This window comes from Bacillus sp. FSL K6-0268 (assembly GCF_038005425.1).
GTDB classification, from domain to species: Bacteria; Bacillota; Bacilli; order Bacillales; family Bacillaceae_G; genus Bacillus_A; species Bacillus_A thuringiensis_S.
The window spans coordinates 5384857-5404134 of the sequence record NZ_JBBOTF010000001.1; the positions used below are offsets into that span (position 1 = coordinate 5384857).

Consider the following 19278-nt stretch of genomic DNA (forward strand, 5'->3'; position numbering starts at 1 on the left):
GGTTGTAGAGTTTCCCCTGGTGTCTCTGCAATTTTAGTGAAATCAGTGTTTGCAAGATTTTTAAACCAGGCAACAACATGAAGAGAAAAGAGAATGAGTCTGTTAAAGTATTTGCTCTTGGTGGAGTAGGTGAAATCGGGAAAAACATGTACTGTGTTGAAATTGATTCTGAAATCTTTATTGTGGATGCAGGGTTAATGTTCCCGGGAGATGAAATGTTTGGAATTGATATCGTTATTCCTGATATTACATATTTAGTGGAAAACCAAGAGCGAGTAAAGGGTTTATTTATTACTCACGGTCATGAAGATCATATTGGTGGTATTGTTTACGTACTTCGTAAATTATCTATTCCAGTGTATGCAACGAAATTAACAGTAGGACTTATACAAGAAAAACTTGGCGAAGCGGGTATGTTAGGTCGTGTAGACTTAAAAACAATCGATTCAAATTCAACAGTAGAGTTTAATACTACAACGGTGTCATTCTTTGGAACGACACATAGTATTCCAGATTCTGTTGGTGTTTGTTTCCATACATCAAAAGGTGCAATCGTATATACAGGAGACTTTAAATTCGATCAAACTCCAATTGGAAATAGTGGAGCAGACCTTGGGAAAATGGCTCAAATTGGAAATGAAGGCGTACTTTGCTTATTATCTGATAGTACAAACGCAGAGCGCCCAGGTTATACAGGTTCTGAAAAAGAAGTTGGTGTAGAAATTTCTAAAGTGTTCTACGGCGCAGAAGGTCGTATTATCGTTGCTTCATTTGCATCGAATGTACATCGTATTCAACAAGTATTTGATGCAGCTGCCGAAACAGGGCGAAAAGTAGCGGTAGTAGGACGTAGTATGGTGAAAGTAGTAGACATTGCAAGACGTCTTGGTTATTTAGATGTTCCAGAAGGTATGGTTATTTCATTACAAGAAGTAGACAACTTCCCAGAGAAAAAGGTAGCTATTTTAACGACAGGTAGTCAAGGTGAACCGATGGCTGCTCTATCTAGAATGGCAAAACAAGCACATAAACAAATTTCAATTCGTAAAGGTGATACTGTTATCATTGCTGCTTCGCCAATTCCGGGTAATGAAATATCTGTATCAAAAATTATTGATTTGTTATTTAGAGCTGGAGCTGAAGTTGTTTATTACGGCGAAAGAAAAGTTCATGTTTCAGGTCACGGTAGCCAAGAAGAATTAAAATTAATGTTAAATTTAATGAAACCGAAGTACTTTGTACCCGTACATGGTGAGTTCCGTATGCAAAAAGCACATGCGTATTTAGCTGAAGATGTAGGTATTACAAGAGAAAATATCTTTATCGTAGAAAAAGGCGATGTAATTGCTTTTGGTGACGATGAAGCGAACTTAGTCGGTAAAGTACAAGCTGGTAATGTTTTAATTGATGGATTAGGTGTAGGTGACGTTGGTAATATCGTTCTTCGAGATAGAAAGATGTTATCTCAAGATGGAATATTAGTAGTAGTTGTAACGCTTGGTAAAGATGAAAAGAAAATTATCTCTGGTCCAGAAATCATTTCACGTGGTTTCGTATATGTTCGTGAGTCAGAAGCGTTAATTGAACGATCTACAGAGATTGTACGTATGATTGTTGAGCAGTCAATTAAAGAATATTCGATTGAATGGTCAATGTTAAAACAAAATATTCGTGAATTATTAGGACAGTTCTTGTACGAAGAGACAAAGAGAAAACCTATGATTTTACCGATTATTATGGAAGTATAAAAAAGATCACCCTTATGGGTGATCTTTTTTTTCTTTTTAACCCTATCGAATGAAATTTATAACTTAAGAAATAATAGTTATATACGAGTGAAAGGGGATGCGAAATGACAGAACGTGATCGATATACAAATGAAGAAAAAGAAACTGAGCCAAAAGAAGCTGGAAAAGAGGCTTCAATAGTAGAAAAAATTCAACAGCTTGGACAGACAAATGTACCACAGATGAATGAATCACGTATTCATTGTTTAACGATTATCGGACAAGTGGAAGGTCATGTTCAATTACCGCCGCAAAATAAAACAACAAAATACGAGCATATCATTCCGCAAATTGTTGCGATTGAACAAAATCCGAAAATTGAAGGTTTGCTTTTAATATTAAATACGGTTGGAGGTGACGTTGAAGCTGGACTAGCAATTTCAGAAATGGTAGCTTCACTTTCAAAACCAACAGTATCTCTAGTTTTAGGTGGGGGACATTCCATCGGTGTACCGATTGCTGTTTCTACTGACTATTCGTTTATTGCGGAAACTGCGACGATGACAATTCATCCAATTCGTTTAACAGGTCTTGTCATAGGTGTGCCGCAAACATTTGAGTATTTGGATAAGATGCAAGAAAGAGTTATTCGTTTTGTGACGAAGCACTCGAAAGTAACAGAGGATCGTTTTAAAGAGCTTATGTTTGCGAAAGGAAATTTAACGCGAGATATTGGGACGAATGTAATTGGTGGAGATGCAGTAAAGTACGGTCTTATAGATGATGTTGGTGGTATTGGAAATGCGATTCGAAAATTAAACGAATTAATAGATGTTCGCGCGGAAGGTAGTGCAGAAGGGACAATGTTACAATGATTTTATATACAATTATGCCAGAGCAACTTGTGTATCCGGCCGATTATTCACAATGTGAAAGTCAAAAAGTTGTAAATATAAATGGTGTGGAATTAATGGTTTCTGAAGAGGAACATGGGTGTTATTCTATTGTACGTGTGCTAAGTACGGACCCACTTCACTATTTAGAGTTTGAGCCCGGTCAGAAAATAACCTTTTAGCAAAAAGAAGGATTTTGTTTAGAAGCTATGGTATAATATAAAAAACAAGACGGTTGAGCAGCCATGAGTAGGCTGCTTTCTTCTGTTTATTTAGCATTTTACAAGAAGTGTAAAAATAGAAGATATAAAGACCTGAAAAATAGAGAAAACAGACATATAAATAGAGCATTTTTAGGGGAGCTTTACTTATATGTAGAACACGAGGTGAAGAAATGGCAAAACAAAAGCAAAGAGGGACGAAGGCAAAGGCAAGACGTACGATAAAGCCAACTTTGTATTATGAAATCGTCGGTTTAACTCTTTTTGCACTTTCAATCATTACGATTTTACAGCTAGGCGTTGTAGGGAAATCGTTTGTGTTATTTTTTCGCTTCTTCTTTGGTGAGTGGTACATAATTGGTGTGTTAGGTGTAATAGCTTTATCGGTTTCCTTTGTTATAAAACGCGGATGGCCGAACCTTTTAAATAAACGGTTAATTGGATTTTATTTAATTGTATTGGCAATATTAATGTTTAGTCATATTACATTATTTAACCTTCTTACAAAAGATGGAGCAGTGCAAAATACTTCTGTTATTGTGAGTACGAAAGATAACTTCTTTCTTGAAATGAAAAAAGGGCCAGATAGCGTTCATTTAGGCGGTGGTATGTTTGGTGCGCTTATGTTCGCGACATGTTACTTCCTATTCGACGAAGTAGGAGCCTATATCATTGGGATTATTTTAGTTATTCTCGGGGTACTTTGTATAACAAATAAACATATTGGAGAAGTGTTAGCTCCAGTTGGTAGAATTCTTAGAAGTCAATTTCAAGTGATGCAAGTGGATTATAAAGATTGGAGATCCAAAAGAACGGCTGAACAAACAGAAAAGAAAAAAACAACAAGAAGTACAAGAAGCAAACGTGCTGCAGAACAAGAAGAAGTGATTGAGCCGATGGAAGAAATCCAAATTGATCCGCCAATTATTTCAAATTTCACTGAGAATTATCCTGCAAATGAAGAAGAGGATAAACGAATTGAAGTAGAGCAAGAAGATTTGATCACTTCACCGTTTATTGAAGAGACTCCACCAATTGAAGAATCAAAGAAAAAGCGTGGAGAAAAAATCGTTGAATCGTTAGAGAGTGAAGCGCAAGCACCTCCTATGCAATTTTCAAATGTAGAAAATAAAGATTACAAGCTTCCTTCACTTGATATATTAAAATTTCCAAAGAATAAGCAAGTTACAAATGAAAATGCGGAAATTTATGAGAATGCTCGTAAATTAGAACGTACATTCCAAAGTTTCGGAGTGAAAGCGAAAGTAACAAAAGTGCATAGAGGTCCTGCAGTTACAAAATATGAAGTGTATCCTGATATGGGGGTAAAGGTAAGCAAAATTGTCAGTTTAAGTGATGATTTAGCCCTTGCATTAGCTGCAAAGGACATTCGTATTGAGGCGCCAATTCCCGGGAAATCAGCTGTAGGGATCGAAGTTCCGAACTCAGAAGTTTCGATGGTAACGCTGAGGGAAGTTCTTGATTCTAAGGCTAACAATCATCCGGAAGAGAAGTTGTTAATTGGTCTTGGCCGAGATATTACAGGTGAAGCTGTATTAGCCCGTTTAAATAAAATGCCCCATTTACTCGTAGCTGGTGCGACAGGGAGCGGGAAAAGTGTATGTATTAACGGTATTATTGTTAGTATTTTAATGCGTGCAAAACCACATGAAGTAAAATTAATGATGATTGACCCGAAAATGGTAGAGTTAAATGTATATAACGGTGTGCCTCATTTGTTAACACCAGTTGTAACTGATCCGAAAAAAGCATCGCAAGCATTGAAAAAAGTTGTGAGTGAGATGGAACGTCGTTATGAATTGTTTGCTCATAGTGGTACACGTAACATTGAAGGATACAACGATTATATAAAAGAGCATAATAGTCAATCAGAAGCGAAACAACCCGAATTACCGTATATTGTAGTAATTGTGGACGAGTTAGCAGATTTAATGATGGTTGCTTCGTCTGATGTAGAGGATGCGATTATGCGTCTAGCGCAAATGGCTCGTGCTGCTGGTATTCATTTAATTATTGCAACGCAACGTCCGTCAGTTGACGTTATTACGGGTGTTATTAAAGCGAATATTCCATCACGTATTGCATTCGCTGTATCTTCTCAAACAGATTCTCGTACAATTCTTGACGGTGGTGGTGCAGAGAAGCTACTAGGTCGTGGCGACATGCTGTTTATACCAATTGGTGCATCGAAACCTGTACGTGTACAAGGTGCATTTTTATCAGATGATGAAGTTGAGAGAGTTGTAGAATATGTTATTGGACAGCAAAAAGCACAATATCAAGAAGATATGATTCCGCAAGATGTTCCTGATACGAAGCAGGAAGTAGAAGATGAATTATATGATGAAGCGGTTCAACTTGTAGTGGAAATGCAAACAGCATCTGTTTCTATGCTACAACGTAGGTTTAGAGTAGGTTATACGCGAGCTGCTCGTCTAATTGATGCAATGGAAATGAATGGTGTAGTAGGTCCATATGAAGGTAGTAAACCGAGAGAAGTACTCATTAATGATGTACAAGAAAAAAGTTCTTAAAAAAAGCCTAATTGTTTTTACAATTAGGCTTTTTTATATAGTGTTTTTGTTATATACTATACTCAGCAATAAAGAAAGGGCTTACATTTAGAGGGTATCTTTAGAATACGAATACTTTGAGTATGTTTTATGTAAATGTTCGATATTTAATGCAGAAAAATGTTGGATTTTGTTGACACGTATGAGAGCAAGTGGTAAGATTACTTCGAAAAGAATCACTGCCTCATATAATCTTGGAGATAAGGTCCATAAGTTTCTACCTGGCAACCATGAATTGCTAGACTATGAGGGGAAAAGTGTGTAACAAAGGATGTAAAGGATCTTTGTGCCGAACTTTTTCTCGAAATGAGGAATGTTTATGGTGCAAAGTTTTTTTTATACAGTAAAGAGTGAAAATTTCATTTTAAAAAATTATTATTATTTATTCGACAATTGTGCTTATTTTTAGTGGTTAGTCATTTGTACTATGTTGTAAGTTGAAAAAAGAGAAAAGAAGTCTTACATCAGAGGTCGAATAATTGAAATGCGGGGGAGTCTTATGTCAGTAAAATCCGATAGTCGTCACCTATATTTACGGGTGATTGATCACATCAAAGAAAAAATTAAAGATGGGGCTTATAAAGAACGACAAAAGTTACCATCAGAGTTTGATTTAGCGAAAGAACTTGGCGTAAGTAGAGCGACTTTAAGGGAAGCGTTACGTATTTTAGAAGAAGAAAATGTTGTCATTCGTAGACATGGTGTAGGGACATTTGTAAATGCAAAGCCATTATTTTCTTCTGGAATAGAACAACTTTCTAGTATTACAGATATGATTTCTAGTGTGGGGAAAACACCAGGAACGATCTTTTTATCATCATCTACTACAACTTTAACAGAAGAGGAAAAAGAGAAGTTTAATAGTGAAGATGGTTTCAATGCAGTGATGATTGAACGCGTGCGTACAGCAGATGGGGAACCTGTTGTATATTGTATCGATAAACTTGCAAAAGAAATATTGCCAGATTTATCGGGTTACAATGAGGAGTCATTATTAACGGTGATACATAATAACACGCATAAGCGCATAACATATGCGGTTGCTCACATTGAGCCAATTGGCTATCACCCTAAAATCTCACCGATTTTAGAATGTGAGCCTGAAACAGCACTGCTTGTATTAAAACAAATGCACTATGATCAAAATGATGAGCCAATCTTATATTCTATCAATTACTTTAGAGCTGATAAGTTTAGCTTCCACGTATTAAGAAAGCGTATGTAGGTAAGTTCCTTTTTAGGGAGGTGACAGCAAGAAGTAAGGGACAGCAGCGAAAGAATAAAAAAATATATATCATTTTTGGAGGGGTTTCTAGTATGAAGAAAAAAGCAGGTCTTTTATTATCATTAACATTAGCAGCAAGTACAGTTTTAGGTGCATGTGGTAACTCGGATAAGGCAAGCAGTGATAAGAAAGACACGAAAGACTTCAAGGTCGGTATGGTAACGGATGTTGGGGGCGTTGATGACAAATCGTTCAACCAATCGTCTTGGGAAGGACTAAAAAAGTTTGGTAAAGATAACGGATTAAAGGAAAAGACAAATTATCGTTACCTACAGTCTGAAAAAGAAGCGGATTATATTCCAAACTTAAAGAAATTTTCAAAAGATAAGTATGATTTATCTTTCGGAATTGGTTATAAATTAGAAGGTGCAATTAAAGAAGTAGCAAAAGAATCTCCAAAACAACAATTTGCAATCGTTGATACTGTAGTAGATGCACCAAACGTAACGAGCATTACATTTAAAGATCATGAAGGTTCATTCCTTGTAGGTGCGGTAGCAGCTATGTCAACAAAATCGAATAAAGTAGGATTTGTTGGTGGGATGAAGAGTGATTTAATTAGTAAATTCGAAAATGGATTTAAAGCGGGTGCAAAAGCAGTAAATCCAAACATTGAAATCGTATCTGAATATGCAGAAGCATTCGATAAACCTGAAAAAGGTACAGTTCTTGCATCAGCAATGTATGGTCAAGGCGTAGACGTAATTTATCATGCTGCTGGTGGTACAGGTAACGGTGTATTCACTGAAGCGAAAAACCGTAAGAAAAAAGGTGAAAATGTTTGGGTAATCGGTGTTGACCGTGATCAAAACCAAGAAGGTATGCCTGAAAACGTAACATTAACTTCAATGGTAAAACGTGTAGATATCGCTGTTGAAAAAGTAGCGCAAGAAGCGAAAGACGGTAAGTTAAAAGGCGGTAAAGTAGAAGCGTTTGGTTTAAAAGATGACGGTATTGGTATTTCAAAAACAACTGATAACGTGAAAAAAGTTAACCCTGAAATTTTAACAAAAGTAGAAGAATTTGAAAAGAAAATTACAGACGGTGAAATTAAAGTACCGGCTACAGATAAAGAGTATAAAGAATATGAAGCTTCTCTAAAAAAATAAATAGAGAAATAGCAAAGGTTAGTTCATAGAACTAACCTTTGTATGTATAAAACTTCCGAATTGCTTAATAAGTTAATAGTGTAATAGGGAATGTTCCCTGTTAAAAGGAGGAACACAATGGAATACGTAATTGAGATGAATAACATTACGAAAGTATTCCCAGGCATTGTAGCGAATGATGATATTACGCTGCAAGTAAAGCAGGGTGAGATACATGCTTTACTTGGAGAAAATGGTGCAGGGAAATCCACATTGATGAATGTACTATTTGGTTTGTACCAACCAGAACAAGGTGAAATTAAAATTAAAGGAAAGTCTGTAAATATTACCAATCCGAATGTGGCAAATGACCTTGGTATTGGAATGGTTCATCAGCACTTTATGCTTGTTCATAATTTTACAGTTACAGAGAATATTATTCTCGGAAATGAACCGAGGAAAAAAGGGAAAATTGCTGTTGAGGAAGCTGCTAAAGAAATTCAAAAACTGTCTGAACAATACGGTTTAGCTGTAGATCCATATGCGAAAATACAGGATATTTCAGTGGGTATGCAACAGCGTGTTGAGATTTTGAAAACTCTTTACCGCGGTGCAGAAATTTTAATATTTGATGAACCGACAGCTGTGTTAACACCACAAGAAATTCATGAGCTAATTCAAATTATGAAAAAGCTTGTGCAAGAAGGAAAATCTATTGTTCTTATTACACATAAGTTGAAAGAAATTATGGAAGTTTGCGATCGTTGTACGATTATTCGTAAAGGAAAAGGAATTGGAACGGTTGACGTTGCAAATACGGATGAAAATAAACTTGCAGAATTAATGGTCGGACGTCAAGTGAATTTTAAAACAGAAAAAATAGACGCGAAACCAAAAGAAGAGGTACTTTCAATTGCAAATCTTGTTGTTCACGATGCACGTCAACTACCTGCTGTAAAAGGCCTTGACTTAACTGTTCGTGCGGGGGAAATTGTTGGGATTGCAGGGATTGATGGAAATGGACAAAGTGAATTAATAGAAGCAATTACTGGTTTACGAAAAGTTGAGTCAGGTTCTATTGCAATTAAAGGGAAAGAAATAACAAATTGGCCTGTTAGAAGAATAACAGAAGAAGGAATTGGTCATATTCCAGAAGATCGTCATAAACACGGACTCGTCCTTGATTTTTCTGTTAGAGATAATATAGTTCTGCAAACGTACTATAAGAATCCGTTTTCAAAGAAAGGGATTTTAAATTTCAGCAAAATTACAGAAAAAGCAAAGGCTCTTATTGAACAGTTTGATGTACGTACACCTAGTGAGCAAACTTTAGCACGCGCTCTATCTGGGGGAAATCAACAAAAAGCAATTATTGCACGTGAAGTAGACCGTGATCCAGATTTATTAATCGCAGCACAGCCAACACGTGGTTTAGATGTAGGAGCAATTGAATTTATTCATAAGAGATTAATAGAGCAAAGGGATAAAGGGAAAGGTGTATTACTTTTATCACTAGAGTTAGATGAAATCTTAAATGTTAGCGATCGAATTGCTGTTATTTATGAAGGGAAAATTGTAGCAATAGTTGATGCGAAAGAAACGAATGAACAACAGCTTGGATTGTTAATGGCTGGGGGAACAAAGAAGGAGCAGGTGGGTACAAATGGCTAAAAAACTTTTAACAGAACGAACGATAAATATTTTAGTCCCAGTACTATCCGTTATTTTTGGCTTACTTGTCGGAGCGATTGTAATGTTAGTTAGTGGTTATGATCCAATTGTAGGTTATAGTGCACTTTGGACAGGGATGTTCGGTAGCGCAAGTGCGATTGGTGAAACGCTTCGTACAATGATACCGCTTATTCTTGCTGGTTTATCAGTGGCGTTTGCATTTCGTACAGGTTTATTTAATATCGGGGTAGAGGGTCAATTGCTAGTTGGTTGGCTTGCAGCGGTTTGGTTCGGTTATGCAGTTTCACTACCAGCTTTCCTTCATATTCCATTATCTATTTTATTCGCAGCATTGGTAGGAGGAATTTGGGGCTTCATTCCTGGATATTTAAAAGGAAAGTTTCAAGTTAATGAGGTTATTGTAACAATTATGATGAACTATATCGCATTATATGTAACATATGACATCATTAAGCGCTTTTTACATGAAGGTAATGATAAAACGTATGACATTAAAGAGAGTGCATCACTATCTTCAGACTGGCTTGCTAGCATTACTGATGGTTCGCGTCTTCACTGGGGAATTATTGTAGCAATATTAATCGCTATTTTAATGTGGTTCTTATTAGATCGAACAACTTTAGGCTACGAATTAAAGTCGGTAGGATTTAATCAGCATGCTTCTCAATATGCAGGTATGAAAGTTTCTCGTAATGTAGTATTCTCCATGACAATTGCTGGTGCATTTGCGGGGATTGGTGGAGCGATGGAAGGATTAGGAACATTCCAGAGTATGACCGCGATGTCTTCGTTTACAGGAGTAGGATTTGATGGGATTGCCGTAGCATTACTTGGAGGGAATAATCCGTTTGGTATAATCCTTTCAGCTTTATTATTTGGTGGTTTGAAAAGTGCTTCCCCTCAAATGAACTTTGAGGCAGATGTACCATCAGAGCTTATTAATGTAATTATTGCATGTATCATCTTCTTTGTTGCATGTAGTTATGTGTTAAGATGGGCGCTTACACGCATGAGCAAGGAGGGGAAATAAATGAGCTTTTTAGATATATTAGCCATTCTTGTGACAGGTACGTTATATACATCGGCACCTATCATTTTCACAGCACTAGGTGGAGTATTTAGTGAACGATCGGGTGTTGTAAATATCGGATTAGAAGGACTAATGCTATTTGGTGCATTTATTGGAGTTGTTACAAACTTATTAATGGGTGATACTTGGGGAACGATGACCCCGTGGATTGCGTTATTATTTGCGGCAATTGGTAGTGGATTATTTGCATTACTTCATGCGGTAGCTTCTATTACATTCCGAGCAGATCAAGTTGTAAGTGGTGTAGCAATTAACTTCTTATCTCTTGGTTTAACGGTATTTGCAATTAAGAAGATTTTTGATAAAGGGCAGACTGACTTTATTCAGTATCGTATTGAAAAGATTGATATTCCAGGCCTTTCGGATATTCCGGTTTTAGGGAAAATATTTTTCTCGAATGTACCAATAACGTCGTATATTGCCATTATTTTAGCATTCGTTGTTTGGTATGTTATTTATAAAACACCGTTCGGTCTTCGTCTACGTGCTGTTGGTGAACACCCAATGGCAGCGGATACGATGGGGATTAACGTATATAAAATGCGCTATATTGGAGTCTGTATTTCAGGAGTGTTTGCTGGAATTGGTGGAGCGATTTTTGCAATGTCAATTTCTAATAACTTCTCAGGGGCAACTATTACAGGACAAGGTTTCTTAGCTTTAGCTGCTATGATTTTTGGAAAGTGGAATCCACTAGGCGCACTAGGTGCAGCTCTATTCTTTGGTTTTGCGCAATCTCTTAGTGTAACGGGCGGAACAATTCCTGTATTAGATCAAATTCCAAGTGTTTTATTAACGATATTACCATATGTATTCACAATATTAGCGCTTGTTGGTTTTGTAGGTCGTTCTGAAGCTCCGAAAGCATTAGGAACTCCTTATGAAAAAGGAAAACGATAAGTATTTTATAAGTATAAAAAAGCTCGCACATTAGTGTGGGCTTTTTTACATAGAATATATTTAATACGGAATTTTACTATGTTCCTTACATATTAAAGTTTTTAGAAAGAATCATATGTAAGCATAATAAGGGAGAAAAGTTGATTTTTTATTTCTAAAAACTGTATATTGAAGAGGAATATTCCTATATACGTAAAGGAGGGCTATAAATGAAACTAATGGAACAACAACTACATGAGTTAGGTGGTTTGCGCGTACATATTATTCCGACTGATAAATATAAAACGAATACCTTTGTATTTCGTTTTAAAGCGCCTTTAAATGAGGAGACGGTGACAGAGCGTGCCCTATTGCCATACGTATTGCAAAGTGCCACAGAAAAATTACCTTCTGTAATTCGTCTTCGTCAATATTTAGAAGAATTATACGGGTCTTCTTTAGCGGTAGATGTAAGTAAAAAAGGGGAAGACCATATTATCTCCATTTATGTAGACATTGCAAATGAAGTTTATTTACATGATGCACCACCGTTATTTGAAAAAGCGCTTTCTATGTTGTCTGATATTGTGTTACATCCAGCAACCGAGGGGAACGGTTTCCTATCTTCTATCGTAGAAAGTGAAAAAAGAGCACTGTTACAGAGAATTGAAGCTACTTATGATGATAAAATGCGTTATGCAAACGAGCGTTTAATTGAAGAAATGTGCAAAGTAGAACCGTATCGTTTAAGTGCAAATGGAAAAAAAGAGAGTGTTACGTCTATTACAAATGAAAGTCTGTATCAATATTATCAAAAGGTGTTAGCAGAAGATGAGATGGATCTATATATTATTGGTGATATTTCAGAAAACGCCGTTGATCTTGTAAGTAAGTATTTTTCTATTTCAGCTCGTCCAGTGAGAGAAAGAAATGTACTCCTTCATAGACGAAATAATGAAGAAAAAGAAGTTGTTGAAAAACAAGAATTAAAACAAAGTAAATTACACATCGGTTATCGTACATTTGTCACATATAAAGATGAAGATTATTTTGCATTGCAATTGTTCAATGGATTGTTTGGTGGTTTTTCTCATTCGAAGTTATTCGTAAATGTGCGTGAAAAAAATAGTTTAGCGTACTATGCAGCATCGCGCTTTGAAAGTCATAAAGGTTTATTATTTGTTATGTCAGGAATCGAAGCGAAAAATTATGAAAAAGCAGTTGAGATTATTAAAGAACAAATGCTTGCGATGCAAAACGGAGAGTTTTCTGAAGAAGAAATACATCAAACAAAAAGTGTCATCCAAAATCAAATATTAGAGGCGATTGATACACCGCGTGGATTTGTAGAAATGCTATATCATGGTATTATTTCAGATCGTACACGTCCAGTTGAAGAATGGCTTACAGGTATAGAAAGTGTAACAAAAGAAGAAATTGTAAAAGTAGCTAAAAATATTGAACTAGATACAATTTACTTTTTACAAGGAACGGAGGGAGAGTAAATGGAAAAAATTGTTTATGGGCAATTAAAAGAAACACTCTATTATGAAAAACTTCCTAATGGATTAGATGTATATGTTTTACCGAAACAAGGATTTAATAAAACATTTGCGACGTTTACGACGAAATATGGTTCAGTAGATAATACATTTGTACCATTGGGGAAAGAAGAAATGATTCGTGTGCCTGATGGGATTGCACATTTTCTTGAGCATAAATTATTTGAAAAAGAAGATCACGATGCTTTCCAATTGTTTAGTAAACAAGGAGCATCGGCAAATGCTTTTACATCCTTCACACGAACAGCTTACCTTTTTTCATGTACTTCAAACGTAGAACAAAATTTAAATACATTGCTAAACTTCGTGCAAGAGCCTTATTTCTCTGAAAAAACAGTTGAAAAAGAGAAGGGGATTATTGGGCAAGAAATTCAAATGTATCAAGATAACCCAGATTGGCGTTTGTACTTTGGGTTAATTGATAGCTTGTTTGTAAAACACCCAATTAAAATTGATATTGCAGGCACAATCGAATCTATTAGTAAAATTACGAAAGATTTATTATATGAATGTTATGAAACATTTTATCATCCGAGCAATATGTTATTATTTGTTGTGGGTGCAATTGATCCAGAGAAAACAATGGATTTAGTACGTGAAAATCAAGCGGAAAAAGATTATAAAAACCAGCCAGAAATTGTGCGTTCATTTGAAGAGGAACCAAATGAGGTAAATGAAAAGAAAAAAATTATTTCAATGCCTGTGCAAACACCGAAATGTTTAGTTGGTATTAAAGCGACTAATTTAAAAGAAAAGGGGCAAGCGCTTTTAAAACAAGAAATTGCGCTTACGTTACTCTTAGATTATTTATTTGGAAAAAGTTCTGTTCATTACGAAGCTTTATATAATGAAGGACTTATTGATGATTCATTCTCGTATGACTATACAGAAGAAAATAACTTCGGTTTTGCAATGGTTGGTGGTGATACGAAACAACCTGATGAATTGGCAGATCGTTTAAAAGATATTTTATTAAAAACAGATTATGATCAATTAGATGCGGCGGCATTAGAACGAGTGAAGAAAAAGAAAATTGGTGGTTTTTTACGCTCGTTGAATTCACCAGAATATATTGCAAATCAATTTACACGATATGCGTTTAATGAATCTAGTCTATTTGATGCATTGACTGTATTAGAAGGGCTGACGGTTCAAGACTTACAAGAAGTAGCAAAATTATTGTTATCAGAAGAAAAAATGAGTGTTTGTCAGGTGTTACCGAAAAAATAACATTTTAAAGATACCCTCATCTTATCATTGAAAAATTGTAAGATGAGGGTATTATTTAGTTGTGTGAAAATTGAACTTGTAGAGATAAGAGAGGGAATTTATGAAAAAGTATGCGTTAGTAACTGGAGGGAGCGGAGGGATTGGCTCTGCTATTTCGAAACAATTAATTCAAGATGGATATACAGTTTATGTTCATTACAATAACAGTGAAGGAAAGGTATTGGAATTGCAGAAAGCATGGGGAGAAGTTATCCCTGTTCAAGCGAATTTGGCTTCTAGTGATGGAGCGGAGCAATTGTGGGGACAAATTGAACACCCTATTGATGTTATTGTATACGCAGCTGGGAAGAGTATTTTTGGACTAGTAACAGATGTAACAAACGAAGAATTGGGTTATATGGTAGAACTTCAAGTGAAGAACGTATATAAATTACTTTCAATGGCACTTCCGCCTATGATCGGGAGGAGAAGTGGTAATATTGTAATTATTTCATCTATATGGGGACAAATAGGGGCTTCTTGTGAAGTGCTGTATTCAATGGTAAAAGGGGCGCAAAATTCATATGTGAAAGCTTTAGCGAAAGAAGTTTCTTTAAGTGGATTACGTGTGAATGCAGTAGCACCAGGAGCAATTGAAACGGAAATGTTAAGTGTTTTTTCTGAAGAAGATAAAATGGGAATTGCTGAAGATATACCATTAGGTAGAATAGGATTACCAGAAGAAGTAGCAAAAACAGTTTCATTCCTCGTATCACCAGGAGCATCATACATAACTGGACAAATCATCGGAGTGAATGGCGGTTGGCACTGCTAAAAATTTCTTACATAAAAAATGAACAGTTGCACAAATTAAGGATGATTTTATTACTCAATAGTGAGGTGCTTAATTATGTCAGTATTAGATAATTTTGATCAGTGGAAGAGCTTTTTAGGAGATCGTTTAGAGCAAGCGCAAGGAAAAGGTTTAGACGGCGGTGCGGTATCAGATATGGCATTTCGTGTTGGCGACTACCTTGCTAATGAAGTAGAAGGGCGCAATGACCAAGAGAAATTATTAGCTGAGCTTTGGAAAGTTGCTGATGAACAGGAGCAACATACAATTGCAAACTTAATGGTTAAGTTTGTACAACATAAGTAAAAGTAGAGAGGAGATTCTCCTCTCTACTTTTTTTGTATAATAATTACACAGGATAGATTATACATTTAGCTTCCCTATTAAGGTGAAATCATATAATATAGTACGTAGGTGTAAAGTAAGCAAGGGGAGTGATCTTGGATGATTGAATGGTATTTTGAATATGAAATACATAAAAACCGACCTGGCTTGCTTGGTGACGTTTCTTCGTTAATCGGTATGCTCGGCATTAATATTGTCACAATTAATGGTGTAGATAATGCACGACGTGGGTTACTTCTTATGTGTGATAATCAAGAGCAAATCTCTAGACTTGAATCAATTTTAAATACGATGGATAACATAACGGTAACGAAATATCGTCCGCCCAAGCTAAGAGATAAGCTAGCGGTTAGGCATGGTAGGTACATACAACGAGATGCAGATGATAAGAAAACATTTCGATTTGTGCGTGATGAATTAGGCTTACTTGTAGACTTTATGGCAGAAATTATGAAAAAAGAAGGCCATAAACTAATTGGGATACGCGGAATGCCTCGTGTCGGAAAAACAGAATCCATTGTTGCTGCAAGTGTTTGTGCAAATAAAAGGTGGTTATTTGTATCATCTACTCTTATTAAGCAAACTGTTCGTAGTCAATTAATTGAAGATGAGTATAGCGATGACAATATTTTCATCCTAGATGGAATTGTGTCAACGAAGCGTGCCAACGAAAGACATTGGCAGCTCGTTCGTGAAATTATGAGATTGCCTGCAACGAAAGTTGTGGAACATCCTGATGTATTTGTGAGTCAGTCAGAATACACATTGGATGATTTTGATTATATTATCGAGTTGCGTAACGATTATGATGAAGAAATTCAATATAATTTAGTAGATGAAATTGAGCAAGGTACGCAAAATAATTTCTCTATGTTTGACTTTTAAAGAAATATTGAGGTGTTAGTAGTGACGGAATTGGGACAAAAGCTGAAAGAAGCAAGAGAAGCGAAAGGCTTGTCTATTGATCAGCTGCATGAAATTACAAAAATTCAAAAACGCCATCTAGTGGCAATTGAAGAAGGCAATTATGATGTATTGCCAGGAGCTTTTTATGCGCGTGCATTCATTAAACAATACGCAGATGCTGTTGGATTAAATGGAGAGGAACTGCTTGTAGAACATCAGAGTACGATACCACAATCTGAAAGGCGTGAAGTTCCACAAGTATCAACGGGACAAAAAACACAAGAAACAATGCAAAAATCTTCATCATGGCCAGTTGCAGATCACATGCCGAAAATCTTAGTTGCGCTGTTAGTAATCGCGGTTGGAGTCGTAATCTGGTTTGTGTTTCAAGCGTTAACTGGAAAAGATGATGAAAAAGTTCCGAGTGCTCAAAGTGAGAAAATTGAAGTTCAAAAAGCGAAAGATTCTCCATTAGATACGAAGAAAGCGGAAGAGCCAAAGAAAGAAGAGCCAAAGAAAGAAGAACTAAAGAAAGAAGAACCAAAGAAAGAGGAGCAGCCAGCACCACCAACTGGACAGCAAGAAGTGAAAGTAGTTGGAACAACTGGTAAGGTATCTACTTTGGAAATTCATAATAATAAAACGTTAGAATTGGAAATTTCAGCGAAGGGTGCAAGTTATGTAGATGTTAAGGATGATGCGGGTAATGAAATTCTAAACACTACAGTACAAAGCGGTCAAACAGAGAAACGCGATGTATCAACATTAAAAGAAGTACGACTTAATATTGGAAGTGCACCGAATGTTGAAATTAAACTGAATGGCCAAGTGCTTGCTTTCCCGTTAGATCCACAAAAAGAATATCACCAAAGATTGGTGATTAAAAACCAAGGGATAGAGCAACCTGCACAATAACAGTCATCGCTTCGATGACTTTTTTTTCGATGAACAAATGTTTTTGATATGATGGAGGAATAGCTGTGAATTTACCAAATAAAATTACAATATCTAGAATCTTCTTAATTCCAATTTTTATGGTAATTATGTTAGCGCCCTTTGATTGGGGTTCATACAAAATTGGTGATGTTGATTTGCCAATTCAACATTTAGTAGGGGCACTTATCTTTATCATTGCTTCAGCTACAGATTGGATTGATGGACATTACGCAAGAAAGTATAATCTTGTAACGAATTTAGGAAAGTTTCTTGACCCATTAGCTGATAAATTACTTGTTTCAGCAGCACTTATTACATTGGTAGAGATGCAATATGTACCGGCTTGGATTGTTATTGTAATTATCAGTCGTGAGTTTGCTGTAACAGGTTTACGTCTTGTACTTGCTGGAACAGGGGAAGTAGTTGCGGCAAATCAGCTAGGGAAAATTAAGACATGGACACAAATTATTGCGATTGCAGCATATTTATTACACAATGTACCTTTAAATTTAATCCATATTCCAGTTGCTGATATCTTCATATGGATTGCATTAATCTTTACTGTTATTTCAGGATGGGATTATTTCTGGAAAAATAGAGCTGCTTTTGTAAACTCAAAATAGAAGTTTATGGGGGAATTAGGATGAATGCTGAGATTATTGCGGTTGGAACTGAATTATTACTTGGACAAATTGCAAATACAAATGCCCAGTTTTTATCTGAAAAGTTAGCTTCAATTGGAATTAACGTGTACTATCATACTGTTGTTGGTGATAATAATAAGCGACTGCAAAAGGCGATTGAAGCTGCGGAAGAACGTGCTGATATACTTATTTTTACAGGTGGATTAGGACCGACAAAAGATGATTTAACGAAAGAAACGATAGCGGCTAGTTTAGATGAAGCGCTTGTGTATGATGAAAAGGCATTAGCCTTAATAAGTAATTACTTTAAGCGTACAGGCCGTGAATTTACGGAGAATAATAAAAAGCAAGCGCTCGTCTTAAATGGAGCAACAGTATTTGCAAATGACCACGGTATGGCGCCTGGTATGGGGGTAAATAAGAACGGAAAAGTTTATATTTTATTACCAGGGCCGCCAAAAGAAATGAAACCAATGTATGTAAGTTACGTGGAGCCTTTTTTACGTAATTTTACAACAGGAGAAAACATTTATTCCCGTGTGCTTCGTTTCTTCGGTATCGGGGAGTCCCAATTAGAGGTGAAAGTTCAAGATTTAATTGATGGACAAACAAACCCAACAATCGCCCCGCTAGCAAATGATGGAGAAGTGACATTACGTTTAACCGCTAAGCATCAAAATGTTAGCGAAGCGGAGAAACTAATTCAACATGTGGAAGATTTGATTTTAGAAAGGGTAGGAGAATTTTTCTACGGATATGACCAAGAATTTTTGCATTATAAGGCAATCGAGTTATTGAAGAGAAAAGGGTTAACTTTAGCATGTGCAGAAAGTTTAACAGGTGGTCTTTTTGGAAATCAAGTAACTGAAAATGCTGGTGTTTCTTCTGTATTTAAAGGCGGTGTCATTTGTTATCATAATGATGTGAAGCAACATGTATTGCGTGTGCCTGAAGAAGTGTTGCATACTGATGGTGCAGTTAGTAAAGAATGTGCTCGTTATCTTGCTGAAAATGTTAAGGATTTATTAAAAGCGGATATCGGAATTAGTTTCACTGGGGTAGCAGGGCCAGATGCTTCAGAACAGAAAGAGCCAGGAACAGTATTTGTTGGATTGGCGATTAAAGGTGAACAAACTGCAGTTTTTCCTCTTAATTTAAGTGGAAGTCGTCAACAAATTAGAGAACGCTCGACAAAATATGGATTTTATCATTTATATAAAAAGCTAGAAGAGATATAAGTTTCTTCTAGCTTTTTTTATAGTTAAATTACGTATTTATGTAATGGAAAATAAAAAAATCGAATAAATGTTCGATTTTTGTTGGCAAATTGAATTGAAAATAGGTATAATAAGAT

General features: G+C 36.0%; 17 protein-coding genes and 1 riboswitch. All 17 genes read left to right on the forward strand.

All coding sequences use genetic code 11. The features are described 5' to 3' along the window. The first annotated feature begins 77 nt into the window (after window positions 1-77). The 17 genes from MHI28_RS28200 (at window position 78) to MHI28_RS28280 (ending at window position 19162) form a co-directional block, all read left to right on the forward strand. Window positions 78-1748, forward strand: a complete 1671-nt coding sequence (locus MHI28_RS28200) for a ribonuclease J (RefSeq protein WP_000823089.1) — start codon at window positions 78-80, stop codon at window positions 1746-1748. Between the two features lie 104 nt (window positions 1749-1852). Beyond that, the gene (gene tepA / locus MHI28_RS28205) at window positions 1853-2602 is read left to right on the forward strand and encodes a translocation-enhancing protein TepA (protein ID WP_000139825.1); all 750 of its coding nucleotides are present in this window, start codon (window positions 1853-1855) and stop codon (window positions 2600-2602) included. Then, window positions 2599-2802: a YlzJ-like family protein gene (locus tag MHI28_RS28210; RefSeq protein WP_000605020.1), complete on the forward strand. Its 204-nt coding sequence runs from the start codon at window positions 2599-2601 to the stop codon at window positions 2800-2802. Before tepA ends, MHI28_RS28210 begins: the two co-directional genes overlap by 4 nt. Window positions 2803-3014: 212 nt before the next feature. Beyond that, window positions 3015-5396: a DNA translocase FtsK gene (locus tag MHI28_RS28215; RefSeq protein WP_001118795.1), complete on the forward strand. Its 2382-nt coding sequence runs from the start codon at window positions 3015-3017 to the stop codon at window positions 5394-5396. A gap of 203 nt (window positions 5397-5599) precedes the next feature. Then, window positions 5600-5701: riboswitch (purine riboswitch) on the forward strand. A 233-nt stretch (window positions 5702-5934) separates the two neighbouring features. After that, window positions 5935-6660: a GntR family transcriptional regulator gene (locus tag MHI28_RS28220; protein ID WP_000114182.1), complete on the forward strand. Its 726-nt coding sequence runs from the start codon at window positions 5935-5937 to the stop codon at window positions 6658-6660. A 92-nt stretch (window positions 6661-6752) separates the two neighbouring features. After that, entirely contained in the window at window positions 6753-7829 is a 1077-nt protein-coding gene (locus MHI28_RS28225; RefSeq protein WP_000725767.1) for a BMP family lipoprotein, read from the forward strand. Window positions 7830-7946: 117 nt separating this feature from the next. Further along, complete coding sequence (locus MHI28_RS28230; RefSeq protein WP_000456928.1) at window positions 7947-9479, forward strand: ABC transporter ATP-binding protein; 1533 nt, start codon at window positions 7947-7949, stop codon at window positions 9477-9479. Next, on the forward strand, window positions 9472-10530 hold the full coding sequence (locus MHI28_RS28235; protein WP_001085255.1) for an ABC transporter permease: 1059 nt from the start codon (window positions 9472-9474) through the stop codon (window positions 10528-10530). Before MHI28_RS28230 ends, MHI28_RS28235 begins: the two co-directional genes overlap by 8 nt. Then, a complete protein-coding gene (locus MHI28_RS28240; protein ID WP_000008857.1) occupies window positions 10531-11490 on the forward strand; it encodes an ABC transporter permease in 960 nt (319 codons plus the stop codon). Window positions 11491-11699: 209 nt separating this feature from the next. Beyond that, window positions 11700-12974 carry an EF-P 5-aminopentanol modification-associated protein YfmF gene (gene yfmF / locus MHI28_RS28245; protein WP_000772420.1) on the forward strand — a complete coding sequence of 425 codons (1275 nt, stop codon included), beginning with the start codon at window positions 11700-11702 and terminating at the stop codon, window positions 12972-12974. Continuing rightward, entirely contained in the window at window positions 12975-14261 is a 1287-nt protein-coding gene (gene yfmH / locus MHI28_RS28250) for an EF-P 5-aminopentanol modification-associated protein YfmH (protein ID WP_000411985.1), read from the forward strand. Window positions 14262-14361: 100 nt separating this feature from the next. Further along, window positions 14362-15075: an elongation factor P 5-aminopentanone reductase gene (gene ymfI / locus MHI28_RS28255; protein ID WP_000759625.1), complete on the forward strand. Its 714-nt coding sequence runs from the start codon at window positions 14362-14364 to the stop codon at window positions 15073-15075. A 75-nt stretch (window positions 15076-15150) separates the two neighbouring features. Further along, window positions 15151-15399: a DUF3243 domain-containing protein gene (locus MHI28_RS28260; protein WP_000114444.1), complete on the forward strand. Its 249-nt coding sequence runs from the start codon at window positions 15151-15153 to the stop codon at window positions 15397-15399. Between the two features lie 138 nt (window positions 15400-15537). Then, a complete protein-coding gene (locus tag MHI28_RS28265) occupies window positions 15538-16323 on the forward strand; it encodes a DUF3388 domain-containing protein (protein ID WP_000574107.1) in 786 nt (261 codons plus the stop codon). A 21-nt stretch (window positions 16324-16344) separates the two neighbouring features. After that, on the forward strand, window positions 16345-17259 hold the full coding sequence (locus MHI28_RS28270; RefSeq protein ID WP_000137465.1) for a helix-turn-helix domain-containing protein: 915 nt from the start codon (window positions 16345-16347) through the stop codon (window positions 17257-17259). A gap of 65 nt (window positions 17260-17324) precedes the next feature. Continuing rightward, entirely contained in the window at window positions 17325-17903 is a 579-nt protein-coding gene (gene pgsA, locus MHI28_RS28275) for a CDP-diacylglycerol--glycerol-3-phosphate 3-phosphatidyltransferase (RefSeq protein WP_340828368.1), read from the forward strand. 20 nt (window positions 17904-17923) lie between these two features. Continuing rightward, on the forward strand, window positions 17924-19162 hold the full coding sequence (locus tag MHI28_RS28280; protein WP_000990684.1) for a competence/damage-inducible protein A: 1239 nt from the start codon (window positions 17924-17926) through the stop codon (window positions 19160-19162). The last annotated feature ends 116 nt before the right edge of the window (window positions 19163-19278 follow it).

Bases quoted from the DNA above. Each gene is read 5' to 3' on its own strand.
- MHI28_RS28200 (WP_000823089.1), top strand. From the start codon at position 78: ATGAAGAGAAAAGAGAATGAGTCTGTTAAAGTATTTGCTCTTGGTGGA.
- tepA (WP_000139825.1), top strand. From the start codon at position 1,853: ATGACAGAACGTGATCGATATACAAATGAAGAAAAAGAAACTGAGCCA.
- MHI28_RS28210 (WP_000605020.1), top strand. From the start codon at position 2,599: ATGATTTTATATACAATTATGCCAGAGCAACTTGTGTATCCGGCCGAT.
- MHI28_RS28215 (WP_001118795.1), top strand. From the start codon at position 3,015: ATGGCAAAACAAAAGCAAAGAGGGACGAAGGCAAAGGCAAGACGTACG.
- MHI28_RS28220 (WP_000114182.1), top strand. From the start codon at position 5,935: ATGTCAGTAAAATCCGATAGTCGTCACCTATATTTACGGGTGATTGAT.
- MHI28_RS28225 (WP_000725767.1), top strand. From the start codon at position 6,753: ATGAAGAAAAAAGCAGGTCTTTTATTATCATTAACATTAGCAGCAAGT.
- MHI28_RS28230 (WP_000456928.1), top strand. From the start codon at position 7,947: ATGGAATACGTAATTGAGATGAATAACATTACGAAAGTATTCCCAGGC.
- MHI28_RS28235 (WP_001085255.1), top strand. From the start codon at position 9,472: ATGGCTAAAAAACTTTTAACAGAACGAACGATAAATATTTTAGTCCCA.
- MHI28_RS28240 (WP_000008857.1), top strand. From the start codon at position 10,531: ATGAGCTTTTTAGATATATTAGCCATTCTTGTGACAGGTACGTTATAT.
- yfmF (WP_000772420.1), top strand. From the start codon at position 11,700: ATGAAACTAATGGAACAACAACTACATGAGTTAGGTGGTTTGCGCGTA.
- yfmH (WP_000411985.1), top strand. From the start codon at position 12,975: ATGGAAAAAATTGTTTATGGGCAATTAAAAGAAACACTCTATTATGAA.
- ymfI (WP_000759625.1), top strand. From the start codon at position 14,362: ATGAAAAAGTATGCGTTAGTAACTGGAGGGAGCGGAGGGATTGGCTCT.
- MHI28_RS28260 (WP_000114444.1), top strand. From the start codon at position 15,151: ATGTCAGTATTAGATAATTTTGATCAGTGGAAGAGCTTTTTAGGAGAT.
- MHI28_RS28265 (WP_000574107.1), top strand. From the start codon at position 15,538: ATGATTGAATGGTATTTTGAATATGAAATACATAAAAACCGACCTGGC.
- MHI28_RS28280 (WP_000990684.1), top strand. From the start codon at position 17,924: ATGAATGCTGAGATTATTGCGGTTGGAACTGAATTATTACTTGGACAA.